Annotated in this window: 22 protein-coding genes and 1 pseudogene; 11 read left to right on the forward strand and 12 right to left on the reverse strand. The window is 58.6% G+C overall.

The window, feature by feature from the left end:
• Positions 1-113 precede the first annotated feature (113 nt).
• On the reverse strand, positions 114-1,409 hold the full coding sequence (locus WB402_RS02135) for an ammonium transporter (protein WP_424205262.1): 1,296 nt from the start codon (positions 1,407-1,409) through the stop codon (positions 114-116).
• Positions 1,410-1,438: 29 nt separating this feature from the next.
• Positions 1,439-1,552 (reverse strand): annotated as a pseudogene (locus WB402_RS02140) (P-II family nitrogen regulator); the annotation flags it as partial.
• A 246-nt stretch (positions 1,553-1,798) separates the two neighbouring features.
• Here WB402_RS02140 and WB402_RS02145 point away from each other — a divergent pair.
• Positions 1,799-2,152 carry a hypothetical protein gene (locus WB402_RS02145; protein ID WP_424205263.1) on the forward strand — a complete coding sequence of 118 codons (354 nt, stop codon included), beginning with the start codon at positions 1,799-1,801 and terminating at the stop codon, positions 2,150-2,152.
• A gap of 86 nt (positions 2,153-2,238) precedes the next feature.
• Here WB402_RS02145 and WB402_RS02150 read toward each other — a convergent pair whose 3' ends face one another.
• Positions 2,239-2,721, reverse strand: a complete 483-nt coding sequence (locus WB402_RS02150; protein WP_424205264.1) for an FKBP-type peptidyl-prolyl cis-trans isomerase — start codon at positions 2,719-2,721, stop codon at positions 2,239-2,241.
• A gap of 172 nt (positions 2,722-2,893) precedes the next feature.
• On the opposite strand from WB402_RS02150, the gene WB402_RS02155 reads away from it, so the two are divergent.
• From WB402_RS02155 to WB402_RS02165, 3 genes are read left to right on the forward strand one after another with little or no spacing between them, the layout of a single operon-like run.
• A complete protein-coding gene (locus tag WB402_RS02155) occupies positions 2,894-3,178 on the forward strand; it encodes a SelT/SelW/SelH family protein (protein WP_424205265.1) in 285 nt (94 codons plus the stop codon).
• 6 nt (positions 3,179-3,184) lie between these two features.
• Positions 3,185-3,592 (forward strand): secondary thiamine-phosphate synthase enzyme YjbQ, encoded by a 408-nt coding sequence (locus WB402_RS02160; protein ID WP_424205266.1) that lies wholly within the window; start codon positions 3,185-3,187, stop codon positions 3,590-3,592.
• Positions 3,589-5,517: a S9 family peptidase gene (locus WB402_RS02165; RefSeq protein ID WP_424205267.1), complete on the forward strand. Its 1,929-nt coding sequence runs from the start codon at positions 3,589-3,591 to the stop codon at positions 5,515-5,517. Before WB402_RS02160 ends, WB402_RS02165 begins: the two co-directional genes overlap by 4 nt.
• A gap of 3 nt (positions 5,518-5,520) precedes the next feature.
• Here the strand turns inward: WB402_RS02165 and WB402_RS02170 are convergent, their stop codons facing one another.
• The 4 genes from WB402_RS02170 to WB402_RS02185 form a co-directional block, all read right to left on the reverse strand.
• Positions 5,521-7,008 (reverse strand): 2Fe-2S iron-sulfur cluster-binding protein, encoded by a 1,488-nt coding sequence (locus WB402_RS02170; protein WP_424205268.1) that lies wholly within the window; start codon positions 7,006-7,008, stop codon positions 5,521-5,523.
• Between the two features lie 280 nt (positions 7,009-7,288).
• A complete protein-coding gene (locus WB402_RS02175) occupies positions 7,289-7,669 on the reverse strand; it encodes an RNA recognition motif domain-containing protein (RefSeq protein WP_424205269.1) in 381 nt (126 codons plus the stop codon).
• A 254-nt stretch (positions 7,670-7,923) separates the two neighbouring features.
• Positions 7,924-9,243: a DEAD/DEAH box helicase gene (locus WB402_RS02180; RefSeq protein ID WP_424205271.1), complete on the reverse strand. Its 1,320-nt coding sequence runs from the start codon at positions 9,241-9,243 to the stop codon at positions 7,924-7,926.
• A 461-nt stretch (positions 9,244-9,704) separates the two neighbouring features.
• Positions 9,705-9,851, reverse strand: coding sequence for a hypothetical protein (locus WB402_RS02185; protein WP_424205272.1), 147 nt, complete (start codon positions 9,849-9,851; stop codon positions 9,705-9,707).
• Between the two features lie 563 nt (positions 9,852-10,414).
• Here WB402_RS02185 and WB402_RS02190 point away from each other — a divergent pair.
• Complete coding sequence (locus WB402_RS02190) at positions 10,415-11,215, forward strand: transporter (protein WP_424205273.1); 801 nt, start codon at positions 10,415-10,417, stop codon at positions 11,213-11,215.
• Between the two features lie 17 nt (positions 11,216-11,232).
• Here WB402_RS02190 and WB402_RS02195 read toward each other — a convergent pair whose 3' ends face one another.
• Entirely contained in the window at positions 11,233-11,682 is a 450-nt protein-coding gene (locus WB402_RS02195; RefSeq protein ID WP_424205274.1) for a CBS domain-containing protein, read from the reverse strand.
• Positions 11,683-11,981: 299 nt separating this feature from the next.
• Between WB402_RS02195 and WB402_RS02200 the strand changes: the two genes are divergently transcribed.
• The gene (locus WB402_RS02200; protein ID WP_424205275.1) at positions 11,982-12,641 is read left to right on the forward strand and encodes a MarC family protein; all 660 of its coding nucleotides are present in this window, start codon (positions 11,982-11,984) and stop codon (positions 12,639-12,641) included.
• Between the two features lie 12 nt (positions 12,642-12,653).
• Here WB402_RS02200 and WB402_RS02205 read toward each other — a convergent pair whose 3' ends face one another.
• Positions 12,654-13,922 carry an HD-GYP domain-containing protein gene (locus WB402_RS02205; protein ID WP_424205276.1) on the reverse strand — a complete coding sequence of 423 codons (1,269 nt, stop codon included), beginning with the start codon at positions 13,920-13,922 and terminating at the stop codon, positions 12,654-12,656.
• 203 nt (positions 13,923-14,125) lie between these two features.
• Between WB402_RS02205 and WB402_RS02210 the strand changes: the two genes are divergently transcribed.
• Together WB402_RS02210 and WB402_RS02215 are read left to right on the forward strand one after the other, a co-directional pair.
• A complete protein-coding gene (locus WB402_RS02210; protein ID WP_424205277.1) occupies positions 14,126-14,335 on the forward strand; it encodes a dodecin in 210 nt (69 codons plus the stop codon).
• 209 nt (positions 14,336-14,544) lie between these two features.
• Positions 14,545-14,853, forward strand: coding sequence for a DUF2007 domain-containing protein (locus WB402_RS02215; RefSeq protein ID WP_424205279.1), 309 nt, complete (start codon positions 14,545-14,547; stop codon positions 14,851-14,853).
• A 54-nt stretch (positions 14,854-14,907) separates the two neighbouring features.
• Here WB402_RS02215 and WB402_RS02220 read toward each other — a convergent pair whose 3' ends face one another.
• The gene (locus tag WB402_RS02220; RefSeq protein WP_424205280.1) at positions 14,908-16,161 is read right to left on the reverse strand and encodes a hypothetical protein; all 1,254 of its coding nucleotides are present in this window, start codon (positions 16,159-16,161) and stop codon (positions 14,908-14,910) included.
• A 195-nt stretch (positions 16,162-16,356) separates the two neighbouring features.
• Between WB402_RS02220 and htpX the strand changes: the two genes are divergently transcribed.
• Positions 16,357-17,244 (forward strand): protease HtpX, encoded by an 888-nt coding sequence (htpX, locus tag WB402_RS02225; RefSeq protein WP_424205281.1) that lies wholly within the window; start codon positions 16,357-16,359, stop codon positions 17,242-17,244.
• Between the two features lie 70 nt (positions 17,245-17,314).
• Here htpX and WB402_RS02230 read toward each other — a convergent pair whose 3' ends face one another.
• Positions 17,315-18,091 (reverse strand): DUF1223 domain-containing protein, encoded by a 777-nt coding sequence (locus tag WB402_RS02230; RefSeq protein ID WP_424205282.1) that lies wholly within the window; start codon positions 18,089-18,091, stop codon positions 17,315-17,317.
• A gap of 160 nt (positions 18,092-18,251) precedes the next feature.
• Here WB402_RS02230 and msrP point away from each other — a divergent pair, with 160 nt between their 5' ends.
• Positions 18,252-19,220 carry a protein-methionine-sulfoxide reductase catalytic subunit MsrP gene (gene msrP / locus WB402_RS02235; protein ID WP_424205283.1) on the forward strand — a complete coding sequence of 323 codons (969 nt, stop codon included), beginning with the start codon at positions 18,252-18,254 and terminating at the stop codon, positions 19,218-19,220.
• A 103-nt stretch (positions 19,221-19,323) separates the two neighbouring features.
• Positions 19,324-19,899, forward strand: coding sequence for a sulfite oxidase heme-binding subunit YedZ (locus tag WB402_RS02240; RefSeq protein ID WP_424205345.1), 576 nt, complete (start codon positions 19,324-19,326; stop codon positions 19,897-19,899).
• Here the strand turns inward: WB402_RS02240 and WB402_RS02245 are convergent.
• Positions 19,829-20,341 carry a GNAT family N-acetyltransferase gene (locus tag WB402_RS02245; protein WP_424205284.1) on the reverse strand — a complete coding sequence of 171 codons (513 nt, stop codon included), beginning with the start codon at positions 20,339-20,341 and terminating at the stop codon, positions 19,829-19,831. The two genes, WB402_RS02240 and WB402_RS02245, sit on opposite strands and share 71 nt — an antisense overlap.
• Positions 20,342-20,347: the final 6 nt, after the last annotated feature.

Consider the following 20,347-nt stretch of genomic DNA (forward strand, 5'->3'; position numbering starts at 1 on the left):
AGTTTCATATTCGTGTACAGCCGATGTCATCACCCGCGAGGGCCGCAGACTTGGTTTTTCACGTGGTTTTACAATGAATTTCGTAAGGTGAAATTTGTTATGTTTGCGGCTCTTTAGAGGTTGTACCCCGTCTCGTTGTGCAGCACGGTATCGAGACCTTCCGTCTCATGCTCGATCGAGACACGTAGTCCCACGATGGCGTCGATCAGTTTGAGGAGTAAATACGAGACCGCGCCCGACCAGGCGGCGGTGACGAGAACACCGGTGATTTGGGTCAACACCTGTTTGCCCATGGTCATGCCTTCGGCGAAGCCGACACCGCCCAGCGTCGTGGCGGCAAATACACCGGTCAATGTGGTTCCGAGAACACCGCCCACGCCATGCACGGGGAACACGTCGAGCGAATCGTCCACGTGCAGTGAACGCTTCATGTAATTGGTGGCCATAAAGCATACCAGCCCGGCACTGACACCGATCACGAGCGCGCCCAGTGGGCCGACAAAACCCGAGGCCGGCGTGATGGTGCCCAGTCCCGCGACCATGCCGGTGACAATGCCGAGCACGGAAGGTTTGCCGAAACGGATCCATTCGCAGAACATCCACGTCAGCGAACCGGCGGCGGCGCCGAGGTGAGTCGCCAACATGGTCATGCCAGCGGTGCCATTGGCGGCGAGCGCACTACCGGCATTGAAGCCAAACCAGCCAACCCACAGCATGCAGGCGCCGATCACGGTCATGGTGAGGTTGTGCGGCGGCATCGCCGTTTCCGGAAAACCCTTGCGCTTGCCAAGCACGAGCGCCGCCACGAGCGCGGCGACACCGGCGTTGACGTGCACCACCGTGCCGCCGGCAAAGTCCATCACGCCGAGTTTCTGCAGCCAGCCATCGCCCCAGACCCAGTGACAGACCGGGACGTAGACCAGCAGCAGCCAGAACAAACTGAAGAGCATCATGGCAGAGAATTTCATGCGCTCGGCGAAAGCACCCACGATGAGCGCCGGCGTGATGATCGCAAACGTCATTTGGAACATGGCAAACACGGTCTCGGGAATATCACCCTTGAGCGTATTCACGCCGACGCCGGCCATTAGCGACTTGCCCATCCCACCGAGCCAGGCGTTGCCGTCGCCAAAGGCCAGGCTGTACGCAAACAGTACCCAGATGATGGATACCATGCAGGTGATGGCGAAACATTGCATCAGGATGGAAAGCACGTTCTTGGTGCGCACGAGTCCGCCATAGAACAGGGCCAGCCCGGGTATCGTCATGAACAACACGAGCACGGAAGAGATCAGCATCCAGGCCGTGTTGGCCATGTTAAGCGTCGGCGCTTCCGCGGCGAATGCAAGCGTCGGCGCGGCAAGCAGCGGCAAGACAACGCCCAGTCTCCAAGATTTACGGTTAGTCATAATTATTCCTCCTGTGGTGCGATTGTTATTTATAAAGCGTCCGTCCCGGTCTCGCCGGTACGGCTGCTTATGATTTGTTTCCGGCTGTAAACGAATATTTTTCCGTTGCCAATTTTTCCGGTCCTTGCGGTCTGGGTAATGCTTGCACGGTTTGCCCCCGGCGCGAACCAGCCGCATCATACAAAACCCGGGCGGTTCCTGAAATGTCATGTCGCCACGCTCTTCTCGCGGGGCAGGGATTGGCCAGTTTCTGCGCGGGAACGGGATTGATTCCGCCCGGAACGCAGAATATTGCTAATATTCAGCGTGGCGGTTTTTTGTATTGCCCTGAATACCGTTGACCGGCGTGATGATGCAAGCCGGAATAGTTTCTTTTCGGGAGAGGATCAATGGAGGCGCCCAAAATACAAACAGCCATTCCTCAGCGCCGCTACCAGTTCGGCGAGTATACCGGGGTAGTGCTGGGAGAAATTGAAAGCGGCGACGCCGTGAAATACCTGTACATCCTCGCACTCGTGCGCGAGGGCGAGGGTAAGCCTGGATTTTACGTGACGGCGGAGAAGAATCCCCGGAGCCGTGCACACGAAGGTTCGCACCGGCTGCGGGTCATCACCCATGGCCTGATTGAAGAAATCGAATCGTCGGACCGTTGGGCTGACATCGATGCTTTTTGCGAGGAAGCGTTTACGGTGGCGGCCAAGGTGCTCGGGCTGTCGGACGAGAAGCCCGAGCGCCTCGCCTGATTCGGTCAAGATGCAGGGTACCTGCCCGTACCGTTGTGAATTTTCACGCGCAAGCCTTCTGGCGCGCCCCTGGACTGACCCCGGAGTCAGTGTTGGTGGCCACCCTCGCCGTGCACGTGGCCATGCTCGAGTTCTTCCGGGGTGGCGCTGCGGACCGTGGTGATCTCAACGTCGAAGTGCAGGGTCTTGCCGGCCAGCGGATGATTGGCGTCGAGGACCGCGCCGGTTTCCGTGAGATTGACCACGGTGAGGGTGATGGGCCCGTTTGGACCGTCCGCATAGACGCGTGATCCGACTTCGAGTTTCATATCAGGCGGAAAATGTTCGCGCGGTGCTTCGAAAACCGCTTCCGGGTTTTTCTCGCCGTAGCCTTCTGTCGGCGCCACGGTGACCTTGGATTTGAAACCGGCCTGGGCGCCTTCGAGTGCTTTCTCGAGACCCGGGATGATGTTGCTGTGTCCGTGCAGATAGTTGAACGGTTCGCCCCCGCGACTGGAATCGAGTGTCTCACCGCTGTCGTCGGTAAGGGTATAGTGCATGGAAACGACCATGCCGTTGGCTGCCTTCATGTGGGGGTCCTCTGAAAGGATGGAAAGAACGCGCCACTATATCGTATTTCGGCGTCTCCGCCCAAGACGATTTTTCATTACCCGGTTCAAGCGGTTTTTCCGCGCGGCGCGACAAGCCGCCGGCGGATGCTTATACTGAAACGCGTAATTTTTCTGCACCCGACGGTCCGACATGAGCACCCGCAAACCCCGTGTTGAAATCGAATACTGCAGCCAATGTCGCTTCATCCTGCGCGCATCGTGGATGGTGCAGGAACTGCTAATGAGCTTCGCCGACGAGCTTGGCGAGGTGGCGCTGGTACCCGGCACCGGCGGCATATTCGAGGTGCGGCTGAACGGCGAGCAACTGTGGAACAAGAAACAGGCCGGTTGTTATCCCGAACCCAAGGAGATCAAGCAGCTCATCCGCGACCGTATCGCGCCGGGGAAAGATCTCGGCCATAGCGACCGCCGGTAAATCCACATGATCTGTTATCTCACTGTCTCCACGCCCGGACAAGGCCTGCATGAATTCACCGACAAGATTGATGCACTGGTACGCGATTGCGGCGTGCGCGAGGGTCTGTGCACACTGTTTGTGCAACATACCTCGGCGAGCCTGCTGATTCAGGAGAACGCTGATCCGTCGGCGAAGCATGATCTGGAACAATGGTTCAACCGGCTCGTCAAGGAAAACGATCCGATTTATACCCACCAGAACGAAGGCCCCGACGATATGCCGGGGCATATCAAGTCGGCCCTGACGGCGACACAGATATCCATCCCCGTTAGCGAGGGGCGGCTCGCGCTCGGCACCTGGCAGGGGGTTTATCTCTGGGAGCACCGGCATCGCGGCGGAGCGCGCCGTATCGTCGTGCACATCGGCGCGTGAGCGCCGCGCCGAAAATCGCGCCGTACGGCTCCTGGTCCTCGCCGATCACCGCGGAACAGATTGCATCGGGCTCGATCGGCCTCGGCCAGATCGCGCTCGATGGTCAGGATATTTACTGGAGTGAGATGCGCCCGGCGGAGGCCGGGCGCCATGCCATCGTGCGGCTTCGCGATGGCGTGACCACCGAAGTTCTGCCCGCGCCGTTCAGCGCGCGGACCCGCGTGCATGAATACGGCGGCGGCGCGTTTACCGTCGCCGATCGCGTAATTTATTTCAGCAACGACGGTGATCAGCGTCTGTATCGTCTCCCACCCGAAGACGTGCCACAGCCGATTACCCCGCAAGACAGCCGGCGTTACGCCGACGCGGGAATCGACCTGCGGCGTCAGCGCCTCGTTTGCGTGTGCGAAGATCACCGCGCCGGCGGCGAGCCGGTCAATACGATCGTGGCCGTTAATCTCGATGGCCGCGGCGAGCCGGTCAGCCTGGTTTCGGGGCATGACTTCTATGCTTCCCCGCGCCTGAGTCCGGATGGCGCGCAGCTTGCCTGGCTGACGTGGAACCACCCGGACATGCCGTGGGATGGTACTGAATTGTGGCTGGCGGATATCGCGTCGAATGGGTCACTCAGTAACCAGCGGCGTGTCGCCGGGAGCCGCGACGAATCGGTTTTTCAACCGGCCTTTGCACCGGACGGCATGCTTTATTTTGTTTCCGACCGCAGCCACTGGTGGAATCTGTACCGATTCCGTTCCGGACAGATAGAGGCCTTGGCGCCGATGGAAGCGGAATTCGGCCAGCCACAATGGATATTCGGCATGTCCACCTATGCCTTTGCCTCGGAGCGGCGCATCGTGTGCGCGTTCAACCGCGAGACAACATGGCGCCTGGCGCTGATCGATACCGAAACGCGCCGGATGGGCATCGTCGAAACGCCGTTTAGCGACATCGGCGGTGTCGCAGCGGATCATGGCAAAGCCGTTTTTGTCGCGGCGTCACCCACGATGTTGCCCGCCGTGGTGCACCTCGATCTCACGACCCGCCGGTATGAAATCCTGCGTTCATCGAGCACCGCGGTGCCCGAAGCCAGCTATTTCGCGACACCACAAGCACTGACTTATCCGGTCTCTGGCGGAGAACAAGCGCATGCGTTTTATTATCCACCCGCGAACCGTGATTTCCGTGCACCGGCCGGCGCGAAGCCGCCGCTGCTGGTGCTGAGTCACGGCGGGCCGACGTCGGCCACCTCGAGCGCGCTAAATCTCAAGCTTCAGTACTGGACCAGCCGCGGGTTTGCCGTGCTCGACGTGAACTACCGCGGATCCACGGGCTACGGCCGCGACTATCGGCTGAAGCTCGAGGGGAAGTGGGGCGTCGCCGACGTGGAGGATTGCCTGGCGGGCGCGCGCTATCTCGTGGAACGCGGCTTGGCGGATGCCGCGTGTCTCGCGATTCGCGGCGGCAGCGCCGGCGGTTACACGACCCTGTGCGCGTTGACCTTCCACGATCTTTTTCGCGCCGGTGCCAGCTATTACGGTGTGAGCGATTTGGAGTCACTCGCCCATGACACGCACAAGTTCGAGGCACGCTATCTCGACCGGCTGATCGGCCCGTATCCACTGCGACAGGATTTGTATCGCAACCGTTCACCGATACATCACTTGGACCGGTTGTCATGCCCGGTGATTTTCTTTCAGGGTCTGGAGGACAAGGTCGTGCCGCCCGATCAGACAGAAAAAATGGTGAACGCCCTGCGCACGAAAGGCATCCCGGTGGCGTACATGCCCTTGACGGGCGAGTCGCATGGTTTTCGACGCGCGGATAATATCCAGCGTGCGCTCGAAACCGAACTCTATTTTTATTCGCGGGTTTTTGGCTTTACGCCCGCCGATGCCATTGCGCCGCTGATGATCGACAATCTCTGACGCTTATCCGTCAACACGGTTGGTAAAGAGCTGGCTTTCGGGGAACTGGCGGTCACGCAGGAATTTCTTCACCGCCGTCAGGAACGGCGCGGGCCCGGCGGCATAGACGTCAAAGTCGGCGAGGTCGGGATGCTCCTTGCCGACTTGTTTCAGCGCCGTGCCGTATTTGGCCGGTTCGGCTTCCAGAGGCGTGTAGCGAAAATTGTCCAGCGCATCGGCCCACGCACGGCAATGGTTGTTGAGGTAATGACCGTCTTTCCCGGCCAGCCAGTACAGATGCATGGATTCGGCCACGTCGCGCGCCATGGCATGCTCGATGAGACTCTTGATCGGCGCGAATCCTCTGCCATAGGCGAGAAAAATAAGCGAATGCGGCGAGTCCTCGCGCAGCGTGAATTCGCCCTGGGGCCCGGTGAGGCTGACGATATCTCCGTTCTTGAGCCTGCGGAACACGTATTCAGAGAGACGCTCGCCCGGGACGCGACGGATGTGAAACTGGAGGTTGCGGTCATCGCACGGGCAGCTGGCCACCGGATATTCCGCCTCGGCGCCATTGCCGGTTTCGAGCGTCGCCGACTGGCCGGCGAGGAATTGCAGCCGCTTGGTGCGTGGCGTTTGCAGGTGCAACAGCGCCATGTCATCGCCGAGCCGCTCGATTTTTTTCACACGCGCGGCGATCTCCTGCGCCGGTATATCCCGGGGACCCTCGATTTCGCTCGTTTCAATCTCCAGATCAGATACCGCCGTATGCGAACAAAGCAGTACATAGCCCTGATTCTTCTCGGCCTCGCTCAAAAGGTAGTCGTAATGGCGCACCGGCAGCGTCTTGCCGGATACCACTTTTGCCTTGCACAGGCCGCAATTGCCATTGCTGCATCCGTAGCGCAATGAAACGCCGGCGCGCAGTGCGGCATCGAGAATGGAATCAGAACCCTCCACGAAGAATTCGCGGCGGTTGGGAAGCAGGCGGACAGTCGCGGTCATTAGCCTTAGAAAGCTCTCCTTGACGACGAGCGATTGGAGATGATCGATGCTCGATTCCTTTTCCAGTTCGTGCCGCAGCCACAGCTTGAGCGGACCCATGATGCCTTTGATTTCCTGCCCGCCGGATTTTTCGTGCTCGCTGAACTTGTCGTACAGCCAGTCCGTTATGGTCTTGTAGTGTTCCACCAGCACCTTGGCTTGCGCCAGTTCGCGTCCCAAGCCAGCAAGGCGCTCGGCCAGTACTTCGGGCTCCGGCAGCAGGCGCTCGCGAACCCGGTGCGCAAAGGCATCATCCTTGATGTGAGTAAAGCGTTCGAGAACAGCAGCGTCTTCCAGTTGTGTGTCCGGGTAGGCACGCAACAGGTCCTCGGGCTTGACCATGCCCTCGAAGGTCGGCAATTCGCCGTCTTTTATTCTTTTCTGGAGCGCCCCGCGCGAGACGCCGACCAGGCGCGCGGCACGGTTCAGGGTCAGCAACAGCGCGCCATTATTTTCCTGATCAGACATGGATCGACTCCACTAACGCCGTCCGAGCCGTGTCGGTTGAAATAAAATTCCCGACTATTTTACGCGCGGTAACTTCATTATGGGTAAAGAGTCAGTTGTGGGATGTCGCAAGATCATTAGGATCATGAAAGAAAAATCCCATGGCATATGCCGCATGTCAGGCTCAGAGATATTGAAATACTGACTCGCGGGAGCAAGCCATCGTCTGGCATTGCCCCGCTATGATGTCGGTTGATTAAGTCGCTAGAACCTACCAGGTTGGGTAGGCCGATCAGGAGACCTAGTAACCGCGCCGTCCACCGCCGCCACCGCCGCCACCACCACCACGGTTACCCCAGCCACCACCGCCGCCGCCACCACCACGATTTCCAAAACCGCCGCGACCGCCACCACCGCCACCACCACCGCCCGGACGTTCGGTCTTGGGACGGGCTTCATTCACATTCAACGCGCGCCCTTTCAGATCTTTCTGGTTCATGCCATTGATGGCCGCCTGGGCTTCCGCCTTGGCCGGCATCTCGACGAACCCGAAGCCACGCGGCTCGCCACTGAACTTGTCTTTAAGAATGGTGGCCTTGCTGACTTGTCCGAAGGCACTGAAGGCCGTCCGCAAATCCTCCTCAGTGACATCGCGCGACAGATTTCCTACAAAGATATTCATATTTAACTCCTGAGATGAAAGGGTAAAGCATCGTGGACCGCGGCATATTTTCCAAACAATCCCTGAAAACGTGCGGCCGGATAGGCGGATGATCGGGCGTGAACCAGGCTCCTTGGTCTCGACATAAGGAAAGATGGACTTCAATATCCCAGCATCGGTATCCGTCGCAGATAATACGCCTGTGTTTCACCGGCGTCCAAGTGCCCGAAGAATGTTACCCAGTCTTTGGCCCGCCAAGGAGCGTGGTGCGGCAGCTAACCGTACGATTTGGCACCGCGGCCGGCACCACCCGTACCATGACGCTGCCCCTGACTGTGCCGTGGACGATTCTCGCCGTTTTTCCCATTGAAATGACGCGGCGCACCGTCCTGACGGCGTACTTGGTGGCCGGACGGCCCGCCTCGACGGTGACCCGAGGAGGTCTGTTGCCGCGGACGGATGGTCGGCTCGAGCCCGGGAATGACATGGGCCTGGATGGTCTGGCGGGTATAACGCTCAATGTCGCGCAATTGCTGGAAATTGTCCGGAGCGGCGAACGAAATGGCGATGCCTTTGGCGCCAGCGCGGCCGGTGCGGCCGATGCGGTGCACGTAGTCTTCGGCATTCTTGGGAAGATCGAAGTTGATGACATGCGTGATGCCGGAGACGTCGATGCCACGCGCCGCGACGTCGGTCGCCACCAGCAGACGCACTTGGCCAGAACGCAGGTGGGTGATCGCGCGGTTGCGCTGATTCTGATTCATGTCACCGTGCAGCGCCGTCGCCGGATGTCCCTTGGCATGCAGCGTCTTGGCCAGGCGGTCCGCGCCGCGCTTGGTGGCGGTGAACACGATCGCCTTGTCCATGTTGCTGTCATCCAGCAGATGTGTCAGCAGGCGGTGCTTGTGCGCGCCGTCGTCGACATGATGCAAACGCTGCTCGATGTGTTCATGCCGTTCCTGTGCCGTGGCGATCTGGATGCGCTTGGGATTTTTCAGCAGACGGCCAGCGAGCTTGGCAATGTTGCCTTCGAGCGTGGCGGAAAACAGCAGCGTCTGGCGGGTGGCCGGTGTGGCCGCCGCGATCTTCTCCACGGCGTGGATGAAGCCCATGTCCAGCATGCGGTCGGCTTCATCGAGCACTAGTACTTCCAGGCGCGAGTAGTCGATGCGTCCACGTTCCATGTGATCGAGCAGGCGCCCGGGTGTCGCCACCAGGATATCGAGCGGCTGGGACAGCAGCCGCATCTGCGGCGGGTAGGGCATGCCGCCGACGACGCTGCCGATGCGAAAGCGCAGGTGCTTGCCGTATTTGATGGCCGCCGCCGTCACCTGATTGGCTAGTTCGCGCGTCGGAGTAAGCACCAGCACGCGCGGGCCGCGGGAATTTTTGGTCGACGGCGTGCTCAGCCGATGCAGCGAGGGCAGCACAAACGCCGCGGTCTTTCCGGTGCCGGTCTGGGCCGAGGCCATGAGGTCATGGCCTTCGAGCGCTTGCGGTATCGCCTGTATCTGGACCGGTGTCGGGGTGGTGTAGCCGCTCTCGGTGATCGCCTTGAGGATGGACGGGTGTAAAGTCAGTTTTTCAAAAGTCACGTTGTTTCCTTAGATTGAGATAAATAGCGCGTGCAGAAAAGCGCAACCGTTTACCCGTTAAAGGCAACGGCAGTTACAAAACTGCTGGCGCGAACACATCGTCGCCAACCGGTTATTGCGGCGGCATCAATGTCTGAGGTGTGATCCCAGATAAACAGGGACGTGTCTCGAACAAAGACGCCATGCCGCCGCAATAACAAGCAATCTTAAGAGGTTTTATTATTGATCCGGTACTGCGAAAACCTAAGAAAGCTATTACAGGTTACCTTCGTTCCGGTTACATCAATACCGGATCAATAATGCTGAAATCTCAGGGAAACTGAAACCAGAAGGTGGGTCAGAGAGCGATGAACTTATGGCTGGATCGGGCGTTACCGCTGCCTGGACCATTCAGCCGACGCGAACAATACAGGAATACCTGATGAAATACCAGTGTTATTCGGCGCGACGAATCGCCGCGCTTATTCCTCTTTGACCAGTGGCACCCACAGCAGATGTAGCGCGATCATCAGCGCCAGACCGGCGGTGCTCAGTCCGTAAACGAGCAGGTTGGATTCGAAAAACAGCGCGGCCACCATGACCAGCGCCCCCGGCAGGGCGGCCTTCATCCAGGCCGGGTAGGTGATTTTTATGGTTTTTCCGCAGGACTGGCAGGCGACAGGGACGCCCGGCCCTAATATGGTTTTTCTAAGCGCAGAGATTGCCGGTTGCCCGCAATGAGGACACTGGTACATTTCTTTCCACCCCTGATTCGTGTAATTAAAAAATTTAACGTCCCGACGAGAGCATGGTGTCTGGCAACACACCCCTGATCTGAATGGGTCATTATGCCCGAATACAATAGCCACCGGTCCGGGAAAAGGCAAATCCCGGTAATTGAGAATGCATCGTAAACAAGTAGGGCCAACTCGTATCTCTGAAGCGCGTGCGATTCAGGAATCGTTGCATCGGAAGATTATTGCGCATGACCGGTTCGACAAAATCAGGACGGTCGCCGGCTGCCGGAATCCGTGCGTCACGAGCATCGGCTGGCTTCCGCCGTTTGACTGCCATGCGCTGTTTTTTGATCGGGGTCAACGATTCGTGACGTTGTTTACATGCCATAATGCCATTCCCGCGGCTGATGGCGCCTGGAATGTTCCTTCAAAGTCACGCATCGGGTATTCATGCGATGAAAAGATCTCTTGATTATGCGGTTCTGGTACTTGTCGTCACGGCATTCTGTGGCGTGATGCCGTTGGCGCAGGCGGCTCCCGCCGGGGAGACCAGCGTCAGCCTGGGAGCGGAATACACTTCGGGCGATTACGGGACTTCCAGCAACACCAAGATGTGGTATTTCCCGGTTACGCTCAGGTACGAAACGGATCGCTACATGATGGCGCTGATTGTTCCGTACCTTATCATGGAAGGTAGCGGCAATGTCGTGGCGTCAGGCGGCAGGCATGGCACGCCCCGCCCCAACCCCAACCCGACGAACCAGGGGACCCAGACGGATTCCGGGCTGGGCGACATCGAACTGGTGGCTTCGCATGTAATCGCGCAGAGCGATGCCGGCTGGCGCGTGAGTCTGGGTGGCTATATCAAATTCGGCACCGCCGATGAGCAAGATAATCTGGGCACGGGCGAGGATGATTTTTCGGTTCATCTGGCGGCGGATAGGACGTACGGCAATAACACGCTCTTCGGTACTGCGGGATACAAGGTGCTGGGAGATATGCCGGGAGTCGATTACGACAATGTCTTTTTCGGATCGGTGGGAGCATCCCACCGGCTCGATGCTACCCGCGCCGCTGGTGTGGAGCTGTATATGGAGCAGGCGCCGCTACCCGGCGTGGATGGACAGTCGGAATTGACGCTATTTCTGAGCAGCAAGCTGGAGGCGAAAACCCGGCTTACGGGGTACGTGATTGCGGGCTTCGCCGATGGCAGTCCCGACTGGGGGCTTGGAGTTACCCTCAAGATGAGCCAGTAAGATCGGCAGCGTGCGGTTTACTTCCTTACTGCTTTCTCCCGGCCCTGCTCACGTGCGATCAGCCGCGCGAGATCGACGATCTGCTCCGAAAGCAGGTCGATAAGATCATCCACTGACAGGATCCCCACCAGTTCGTTGTCGTCATTGACTACGGGCAAGCGCCGAATGCCCTTGGCGCGCATAACCTTGATGGTCTCGAGGAGACCGTCGTTTTCTTGCGCGGTGACCAGGTTGTTACTCATGATGTCGCCTACGCTGACGTCATCCATGCCCACGCCTTCGGCGATGACCTCGAGGACAATATCGCGATCGGTGACGATGCCGACAGGAACGCGTTTACCTGTTTTTTCCTTTATCACCACCAGATCGCCAACGTGGTACTCACGCATCAGGCGAGCGGTTTCCGGAATCGATGCTTGTGCGTGGATGAAGACAACTTCGCGGTTGCAGACTTTTCCTATCGTCATGACACTCTCCTTACATTTAGATTTATTCTATCGTTACAACTCATCCATTTCTTGACCTAGATCATTGAATCAGCCAGTCATGTTTGCGAAGTTACGCGTGTTTAGGCCTCAGTAGGGCAAACCGCCGTCCGGTGTCTCCGCACGGCCACCACTTCTCCCTGGTGGTCTGGTATTGGACGGCGGTTTTTTTTTGCCAGTCTTCCCCCGATTCCTGCTTGTTGCCGCTTTCTTTATGAGTTGTTTTGAAGATGCCTCCGCTGGAGGTAAAGTTAGACTTATTCTTGACGTGAGACGCTGCCATGCTCGAACTGTTCGTGGATTCGCTGATTATCATGCTGGTGGTCGTCGACCCCGTGGGCATCGCGCCGATTTTCGCGGCGCTCACGCATGGAGAGTCACCGGATGTCAGGCGCCGTACCGCTATCCGCGGCACCCTCATCGCGGGAGCGATACTCGTGGTTTTCGCGCTTGCCGGCGATGCCCTGCTGAATGCGCTGGGCATCGGCATGCCGGCGTTTCAGATCGCGGGCGGTCTGCTGTTGTTCCTGCTGGCGGTGGACATGGTTTTCGCCCGCCCCTCGGGGGTGCGTTCTCCGACGGCGCGGGAGCAGAAAGAGGCGGAAGCGAAAAAGGACATCTCGGTATTTCCCCTGGCGATCCCCCTGATCGCCGGTCCAGGCGCGCTGACGTCGGTGCTCCTCATGGTGGGCGAGCAGGGCGCCGACCCGATGGTCATCGGTACCGTGCTGGCCGTGATTCTGGTGGTGCTGATTCTGACGCTGGTGTCACTGCTGTTTTCCGTGCGCATCATGGCGTTCATGGGCGAGACCGGTGCCAATGTCGTGAGCCGGGTGTTGGGCGTGATTCTCGCGGCGCTGGCGATTCAGTTCGTGCTGAACGGCTGGCAGGAGGCATCCATGTATATCGAGGAAACCGCGCCACGGATGCTGACGGTCTGAGTACAGCGATATTCAGATTGCCGCGGTGACCGGGAGATACTGTACCGGATTGATGCCGTACGCGCCCGATTCCAGAACGCGTTCGATTTCGCACGGGCGCCCGTCGCGAGTATTGTAATTCATCAGATCCACGGTTCTGGCTCCCGGAAGCGGGAAGTAGTCGGCTTGCAGAACGAGTGCCACGCGGGGTTTCAGGCGACGCATGCGGTTCATGGTGACGACCACGCCGATCTCACCCGTGTTGAGTTCCACCACGCTCCCGATCGGATAGATTCCCATGCACTGGATGAACTGTTCCACGAGACCAGGATGGAAATCGCGGTTGCGCCATTCGTACATCTTTTTCAGGGCCGCATGCGCCGACATACCGGTGTGATAGGCGCGGTCGCTGGAAATGGCGTCGTAGCAATCCACGATGCCGCCGATCATGCCGAACAGGCCGATCTGATCTCCCTTCAGTCCGTGAATGTAGCCGCTGCCGCTGTAGCGTTCATGATGGCAGCGCGCCACCTCGATCGCCGCGCGCGGGATGCCCGAAGTGTTGTCGAGTATCTCCACCCCGCGCGGCACGTGGCTTTTCATCAGGGCGTATTCGTAGTCGTTGAGCGGGCCGGGCTTGTTTAGTATCTCATTCGGCACTTTCATCTTGCCGAGATCGTGCAGCAGCGCACCGAGGCCGAGCGTATTCAGTTCCTGTTTTTCCAGTCCCAAGTGCCGTCCCAAGGACAGCGCCAGGACGCAGACGCGCATGCTGTGCTGCGCGGTATACTCGTCTTTCTTTTTCAATTGCGCGAAGCAGGTCAATGCGTCCGGGTTGCGAATGATACTTTCCACCATCTCGCCGATGACCTTTTTGGCGCCGACGCTGTTAAGGTTTTTGCCCAGGCGCACATCCTCCAGAATGGAGTAAACGAGATTCTTTGTTTCGCGATGGATTTCGCGGACGACTTCGATTTCTTCTTCGAGGCTTGTTTGGTCGTGATAGACGGGTTTTATCAGCGGATGGCTTTCGATTTTGATCAGCAGATCGCGCTCGACTTTCTTGTGGTTCAGCGCTTCTTCGACGACGGCCTTTTCCGCCGGTTTCCGCGGCGGCGGTATCTGATAAAGCTCGGGGGTATCGATGTAGACGTACTGGCAGTAGCGTTGCAGATCGAGGATCTCGTCCTCGCCGCGGATTTCGAAACCCTGGAACAGAAAAGGCGTTTCGCGCCACGGACGATCCAGATCGCAGACGAACATCCCCACCTTGAGCTGCTGAACGTCGAGTTTTCTTTTCATATTTTTTAACCCGCCGGCTTCCCGCCATTTTGCCGTTCTGCGAAATATCGGCAGAACAGCTTATATGACGTAATTGTAGGTCAGAATAATCCTACCCCCAAGGAAATGACAATATTCGGTTAACCATTTTTCACAGGCGGCGGACAGGACGGGGAGAAGCTGTCACAATGAATGGCCCATACACCAACTGGAGGAATTCAGGAATGAGCGGACATACCTATAAAGTCGTGGAGCTGGTGGGTTCGTCCCCCCAGGGTTCGGACGAAGCCATCCGGGGCGCCATCGCCCGTGCCGCCAAGACCCTGCGCAATTTAGACTGGTTCGAGGTGGCCGAGACCCGCGGCCATCTCGTGAACGGCAAAATCGCGCACTGGCAGGTCAAGATCAAGGTCGGCTTCCGCATGGAGGATTAGTGAGGCGGTATGCAACACGTTGGTAAAGTTACTGCCCTGAATCCCGGGGTTTGGCCGGGGAACAAGTCGTCTTGCCGCCTCGCTAAACCGAGGATCGTAGGATTTTCATTATTGATTCGGCACGAATCCTCCCGAATCGAGGAACGCACGGTACAAATGCTTCTGTGCCTCCGTGGCAGCGTTAACGTGCCGGATCAATAAACCCAGCCATGTTCAGGCTGTATACCGCGGCGAATTTGCCGGAGGCGCATCTGCTCCTGCACCGGCTGGCGCATGCCGGCATCGAGGCGCGTGTGCTCAACGAGCATGCGCAGGGCGGACTGGGCGAGATCCCGTTCACGCATGCCTATCCCGAGATCTGGATCATGGAGGAGGCGGACGAGGCGCGGGCGCGACGGATCGTGGTCGAGTTCGAGCAGACCCCTTCCTCGCCGGACACGACACGGTGCGCCGCCTGCGGCGAGATGAATCCGCCGGCGTTTGAAATCTGTTGGCGCTGCGGAGGCGTTCTTCGCTGAACAAACAGCGTCGGACGTATCAACGATGATACTTGAGAAATTAACGGGGAAACGCTAGAGCCGGGTGCTGAGTTCGGCTTCGGCCTGAACCTTGGCGCGCAATAAAAGTTCGGTGACGTTTACCCACGCCGTCTTTTTCTCCGAAATCATGCTCGAAAGCCGGCGGGAGAATCTGCCGTAATCTTCCGTCTCGTTTTCGGTCGTCAGAACAGCCGCGTGCTCGAGGAAGGGAATCAGTCCTTCGATCATCATGAGTTTCTCGCGTTTATTGCGGATATCCTTGTCCTCCTCTTTGGTCTCGAAGTAGGCTTCGGAGTTGTCGAACATGGTCTCCATCGCCTTGCTGAGGCGGTCGCAGTCCAGGCGGAACATCCCGTAGGAATTCTGATACAGCCGGAACAGCTCCAGCACGATGTCCTTGAGTTGCAAAAGGCGCGGGTGCTGGCGCAGTGCCTGGGAGAACAGCGCGAAGACGTCGTCGTAGTCCGCCCTCGGCTTCGGGGTCTTGGTGGCGGGCAACACCGAATACGACGATATCGTGGGGCTGGAGGAGTCGTCGGTCTTGTTGCGCATCGCGGGGTTTTTGGCCATCTGGCACATCACACGGATGTCCTCGAGTTGCGCCATGATTTCTTCTTCCTTGTTGTGAGCGTCGCGTTGCGCGAACTGAAGATTGCTCTCGGACTCGCTGTAGTCGAAGGAGGAGACGACGTTCTGCCGAATCCGGGTTTCGACATCGCTGCGCGTCTGTGAGCCCAGCACGCCGGCGAGGCGCAGTTTCAGGCGCTCGCGCGCCTCCATGGCGATGCGGTAAATGCTGGCATAGCGCGCCTCGGTTTCCTTGAACTCCACGTACTGGCGCATATTGTTGTCGAAAGCATCGATCTTGTGCAGCAGTGTTTGTGAAAACGACAGGAACGGTCCGGCGAAGGCGGCATTTTCTTCGGCACTGAGGGTCATCGTGGCCAGGGCCTGTTTGTACGTGGCTACCTTGTTGCTCACGGTTTGCGCGCCACGGGTGATGCCGGAAAGGACGTTGGAGATGCTGGCGAAGGACTGATGAATCTGCTTCGTGGTTTTCAGGATCTCGATGAGTTTGCGCAGCATGGTTTCCTCGCCGCTGGTGTGCAGGAACAGTGCCTGCAAGCTTTTTTTGGCTTCCTCCAGCAATTCCGGGCGCAGGAGCGCGTTTTCCTCGATGAAGTAGAGCGCGGTCATCGAGACCAGCGCTTCGCGGTGCTGCGGATCGGTAGATTTTTCGTTGAGCATCTTGTCATGCCCGGCGCGGGCGCGGTGTCCTGGTGGCATAAATTGCCGCGGCGGCAAGTGTCAGGTCAACGTGCATTGCCCGGGAGCTTCCTCTTCATTAATATATCCAATGCATGGCGTCCTGTCGCTACGATTGTTGGTGAGGATTCTTGCCGGGGATTGAACTTGCAAGGCATCGGCCCCATCTAAGTTTCCGAATATGCCACTGTTTTTTAACAGGAGAATCCTAAATCCATGAAGCGCATTTTGCTGTTTGTAGCGACCAACATCGCCGTTCTGTTCGTCCTCAGCATCTCGGCCAGCATCCTGATCAGAGTGCTGGGCATTCAGGAAATGCCGGGAGGACTCAACCTGCAGGCGTTAGTGATCTTTGCCGCGGTGATCGGTTTCGGCGGATCGTTTATCTCACTCGCCATGTCCAAGTGGATGGCCAAGCGGGCGACTGGTGCGACAGTCATCGAACAGCCACGCAACAGCACCGAGCAGTGGCTCATCGAAACCGTCCGGCGTCTGGCCAAGCAGGCCGGCATCGGCATGCCCGAAGTGGCGGTTTACGAGGCCCCGGATGTCAACGCCTTCGCCACCGGCATGAGCCGCGATTCAGCGCTGGTGGCGGTCAGCACCGGCTTGCTGAATGCCATGGACAAGGACGAGGCGGAGGCGGTGCTGGGCCATGAAATCACGCACGTGTCGAACGGCGACATGGTGACGCTGGCGCTGATCCAGGGCGTGTTAAACACCTTTGTGATCGTGCTGTCTCGCGTGGTCGGATACTTCGTGGATCGCGTGCTTCTCAAGAACGATCGCGATTCCATGGGCATCGGCTTCTTCGTCAGCAGCATGGTCGCGCAAATCTTGCTCGGCATCCTCGCGAGCATGATCGTGATGTGGTTTAGCCGCCAGCGCGAATTCCGTGCTGACGCCGGCGGTGCGAAACTCGCGGGCCGCGACAAGATGATTGCCGCGCTCAATCGGCTGAAGGCGATGCATGAGCCAGCACAGTTGCCCGATCAGATGGCCGCCTTCGGCATTTCCGGCGCGCCCGGCGGTGGCCTCAAGCGCTTGTTCATGTCGCACCCGCCGCTGGACGAGCGCATTGCCGCGCTGAAGCAGACACGCTAGCTAAGCGTTCAACGCAAAAACCCTCCGTGCCCAGGCACGGAGGGTTTTTCTTTTCCAGAGCCGTGAACGGTCAGCGGCAAAGCGGCAGCGACAGGGACTGCAGCACCGCGCCGTCGTTGCGATTCTGCACGAAAGCCACGACACCCATGTCGGATGCTTTCCAGGATTTGTCCAGCGAAATATCCCGCACGAAATGGACCTTGCCGTTATCTTTCAGCGGCACCGGGCCGATGAGCTGCCGTGCCACATACTCGTGATGCAGGGTGAGATTTTGGTTTTCTCCCGCGTCGATGTCGTGGCTGAGGTTGTTTTCATAAACCGCCAGGTACAAATCCGTTTGTGCCGCCTGACTTAACGTTTCGGCGTCAGCCGTGATGCCGATATTGCGTGCATGGTGTGAAAGCACCAGCGTGATTCTGGCTGGCGGTGCCGTGGCGTTGATGCGCTTGATCTCGCTATCGGCCCGGCTGTGCCAGCGCGACAGATTCCGGCCATTCAGGACGAATTGGGGCGTAAAAACCGTGCGCATCCGGTTCAGATCCGCCAGGCGATACTGGCGATCGGTGAACGTCTTTTGCGAATAGCTGTCTTCCCATCCAAGGTCGTTCCAGTAATCCACGTGCAAAGCCAGCGGCACGACCCGGTTCGGCACCAGCCCGCTCTGCCGTAGCGAGGACAACCAATCGTCGGCCGGTGGACAGCTGCTGCAACCTTCTGACGTGTACAATTCGAGCAATGGCACCGTGGTGTTCCCGCTGCGCGCGGAACAGGAAAGCTCGGCGGCTAATGAAATGCCGGACAGGCTTGTCAGCAGCGAGGCCGTCAAAATCAGAGTGATAACTCGCATAGTTGGCCTGTATTTCACCTCATCTCCCTTTCCCTTAAATTCCCGGGCATGGCAATTAGTCTATTCCCTGCCGGATTGGTTCACCGGCGGCGCAGAAGAACTATTAAGAGAGGGTTATGTCTATATTGTCAGGTTTGCCCCGATCGCTTGCCGAGGAACAATGCTGATAAAAAAAACCGTTACCATTTCGTCGTCTGAAATCACGTCCAGAGAGGTTTATCAGCAGCGCCGCCGCTTCCTGCGTGAAGCAGGTGCCCTGGCGGTCGCCGGTGTCGGCACAACACTGCTGCCCGCGCCGGGAGAAGCCGGCCAGAAATTTCCCAACCTGCGCAAGAGTCCGTATTCGCTCGACGAAAAGACAACATCCTACAGGGACATCACGAGCTACAACAATTTTTACGAATTCGGTTCCGGCAAAAGCGATCCCTCGGAACGCGCCGGGAATTTCCGTACCTTTCCCTGGAGCGTGGCGATCGAGGGCGACGTGAAAAAGCCCGCTGTGTATCAGATGGAAGATCTGCTCAAGCATCATCCTCTGGAGGAGCGCGTCTATCGTCTGCGCTGCGTCGAGGCCTGGTCGATGGTGGTTCCGTGGGTGGGATTTCCGCTGCGCGATCTCATCCGGCGCGTCGAGCCAACCTCGCGCGCGAAGTATGTCGAATTCACCACGCTGCTCGATCCTGCGCAGATGCCCGGTCAGCGTCCGGGGCTGCTGGGCGCGGGGCTCGACTGGCCCTATGTCGAGGGATTGCGTCTCGACGAGGCCATGCATCCGCTGACGCTGCTGGCCGTGGGACTTTACGGCGAAGTGCTGCCGAACCAGAACGGCGCGCCGATCCGGCTCGTGGTGCCGTGGAAATACGGTTTCAAGAGTATCAAGTCGATCGTGAAAATCCGTTTCGTGGAGAAACAGCCGCTCACGACCTGGGTGCGCGCCAACTCGCGCGAGTACGGGTTTTATTCCAACGTCAATCCGGCCGTGGACCACCCGCGCTGGAGCCAGGCGAGTGAACGGCGTATCGGGGAGGACTCGCTGTTTTCGCCCAAGCGCAAGACGCTGCCGTTCAACGGCTATGCCGACCAGGTGGCGTCGTTGTATGCTGGCATGGACTTGAAGAAATATTTCTAAGAATTGTTACCGCCAGAACGCCAGGGCCACCAGGAAAATCATCTTGGAAAAAAACCAAATAGTCAGATGGTTTGTTAAGCCGACGCTTTTTGTGCTGGCGTTGATGCCGCTGGCGTTTCTGGTCTATCGGGCGTTGAACAACGATCTCGGTGCTAATCCCATTGAAACCATCAACCGCTATACCGGCGATTGGGTGCTGCGGTTCTTGCTGGTCACGCTGGCCGTTACGCCGTTGCGGAGGTTATTTGGCTGGAATGCGCTGCTGCGCTACCGGCGGATGCTGGGACTGTTCGCGTTCTTTTACGCCTGCCTGCATTTCCTGTCCTATGCCTGGCTCGATCAGTATTTCGTCCTCGCGGACATTATCAAGGATGTTGCCAAGCGGCCGTACATCACCGTCGGCTTCGCTTGTCTGCTGATGTTGATACCGCTCGCCGCCACCTCCACGAATGCGATGATCCGGCGCCTGGGCGCGCGACGCTGGCAGGCCCTGCATCGCCTGGTATATCTCGTTGGCGTGGGTGGCGTCGTGCATTATCTGTGGCTGGTGAAATCCGATCTGCGCGAACCGCTGATTTACGGCGCGATTCTCGCGGCGCTGCTGGGATTCAGGCTGTGGCGCCGGGCGTGGCGGGAGCCGGGCGCCGTCGCCGTTGCCGCCCGGCAGGCGCTCCCGTGACCGGATCGAGGTTTTTGCGCATCCTGAGCGCGTCCGTCCCGTCCTCATAAAATTTCCCGGCTATGCCCGTCACCGCGTAGCCGCCGTTTCGATACAACCGCATCGCCGGCAAATTGTCCGGCCGCACTTCCAATCTAAGATCACGGCAACCGCGATTGCCGGCCTCGGATTCGGCGGCCGCCAGCAACGCCCGGGCGATGCCGCGGCGCAGATAGTCCGGATGCACGACCAGCGAATAGAGTCGCGCCACGGACGTTCCGCGCCGATAGAGCACCACGGCATTTCCGGCAAGCACGCCGTCCTGTTCACAAATCCACACGGAAGCATGGCCGTGTCGCAGGAGACGCCTGAGATTCGTGCGGCTCAGTCGGTCCGTGGGGAAACGTTCCTCGAGCTGCACCAGCATGGCGAGGTCGTCAATTTTGGCCCGGCGTATTCTCAAGTTCGG

The sequence above is a fragment of the Sulfuricaulis sp. genome, assembly GCF_049587675.1.
In the GTDB taxonomy this organism is placed as follows: domain Bacteria; phylum Pseudomonadota; class Gammaproteobacteria; order Acidiferrobacterales; family Sulfurifustaceae; genus Sulfuricaulis.

Bases quoted from the DNA above. Each gene is read 5' to 3' on its own strand.
- WB402_RS02135 (WP_424205262.1), bottom strand. From the start codon at position 1,409: ATGACTAACCGTAAATCTTGGAGACTGGGCGTTGTCTTGCCGCTGCTT.
- WB402_RS02145 (WP_424205263.1), top strand. From the start codon at position 1,799: ATGGAGGCGCCCAAAATACAAACAGCCATTCCTCAGCGCCGCTACCAG.
- WB402_RS02150 (WP_424205264.1), bottom strand. From the start codon at position 2,721: ATGAAGGCAGCCAACGGCATGGTCGTTTCCATGCACTATACCCTTACC.
- WB402_RS02155 (WP_424205265.1), top strand. From the start codon at position 2,894: ATGAGCACCCGCAAACCCCGTGTTGAAATCGAATACTGCAGCCAATGT.
- WB402_RS02160 (WP_424205266.1), top strand. From the start codon at position 3,185: ATGATCTGTTATCTCACTGTCTCCACGCCCGGACAAGGCCTGCATGAA.
- WB402_RS02170 (WP_424205268.1), bottom strand. From the start codon at position 7,008: ATGTCTGATCAGGAAAATAATGGCGCGCTGTTGCTGACCCTGAACCGT.
- WB402_RS02175 (WP_424205269.1), bottom strand. From the start codon at position 7,669: ATGAATATCTTTGTAGGAAATCTGTCGCGCGATGTCACTGAGGAGGAT.
- WB402_RS02185 (WP_424205272.1), bottom strand. From the start codon at position 9,851: ATGAAGGCCGCCCTGCCGGGGGCGCTGGTCATGGTGGCCGCGCTGTTT.
- WB402_RS02190 (WP_424205273.1), top strand. From the start codon at position 10,415: ATGAAAAGATCTCTTGATTATGCGGTTCTGGTACTTGTCGTCACGGCA.
- WB402_RS02195 (WP_424205274.1), bottom strand. From the start codon at position 11,682: ATGACGATAGGAAAAGTCTGCAACCGCGAAGTTGTCTTCATCCACGCA.
- WB402_RS02200 (WP_424205275.1), top strand. From the start codon at position 11,982: ATGCTCGAACTGTTCGTGGATTCGCTGATTATCATGCTGGTGGTCGTC.
- WB402_RS02205 (WP_424205276.1), bottom strand. From the start codon at position 13,922: ATGAAAAGAAAACTCGACGTTCAGCAGCTCAAGGTGGGGATGTTCGTC.
- WB402_RS02210 (WP_424205277.1), top strand. From the start codon at position 14,126: ATGAGCGGACATACCTATAAAGTCGTGGAGCTGGTGGGTTCGTCCCCC.
- WB402_RS02215 (WP_424205279.1), top strand. From the start codon at position 14,545: ATGTTCAGGCTGTATACCGCGGCGAATTTGCCGGAGGCGCATCTGCTC.
- WB402_RS02220 (WP_424205280.1), bottom strand. From the start codon at position 16,161: ATGCCACCAGGACACCGCGCCCGCGCCGGGCATGACAAGATGCTCAAC.
- htpX (WP_424205281.1), top strand. From the start codon at position 16,357: ATGAAGCGCATTTTGCTGTTTGTAGCGACCAACATCGCCGTTCTGTTC.
- WB402_RS02230 (WP_424205282.1), bottom strand. From the start codon at position 18,091: ATGCGAGTTATCACTCTGATTTTGACGGCCTCGCTGCTGACAAGCCTG.
- msrP (WP_424205283.1), top strand. From the start codon at position 18,252: ATGCTGATAAAAAAAACCGTTACCATTTCGTCGTCTGAAATCACGTCC.
- WB402_RS02240 (WP_424205345.1), top strand. From the start codon at position 19,324: ATGCCGCTGGCGTTTCTGGTCTATCGGGCGTTGAACAACGATCTCGGT.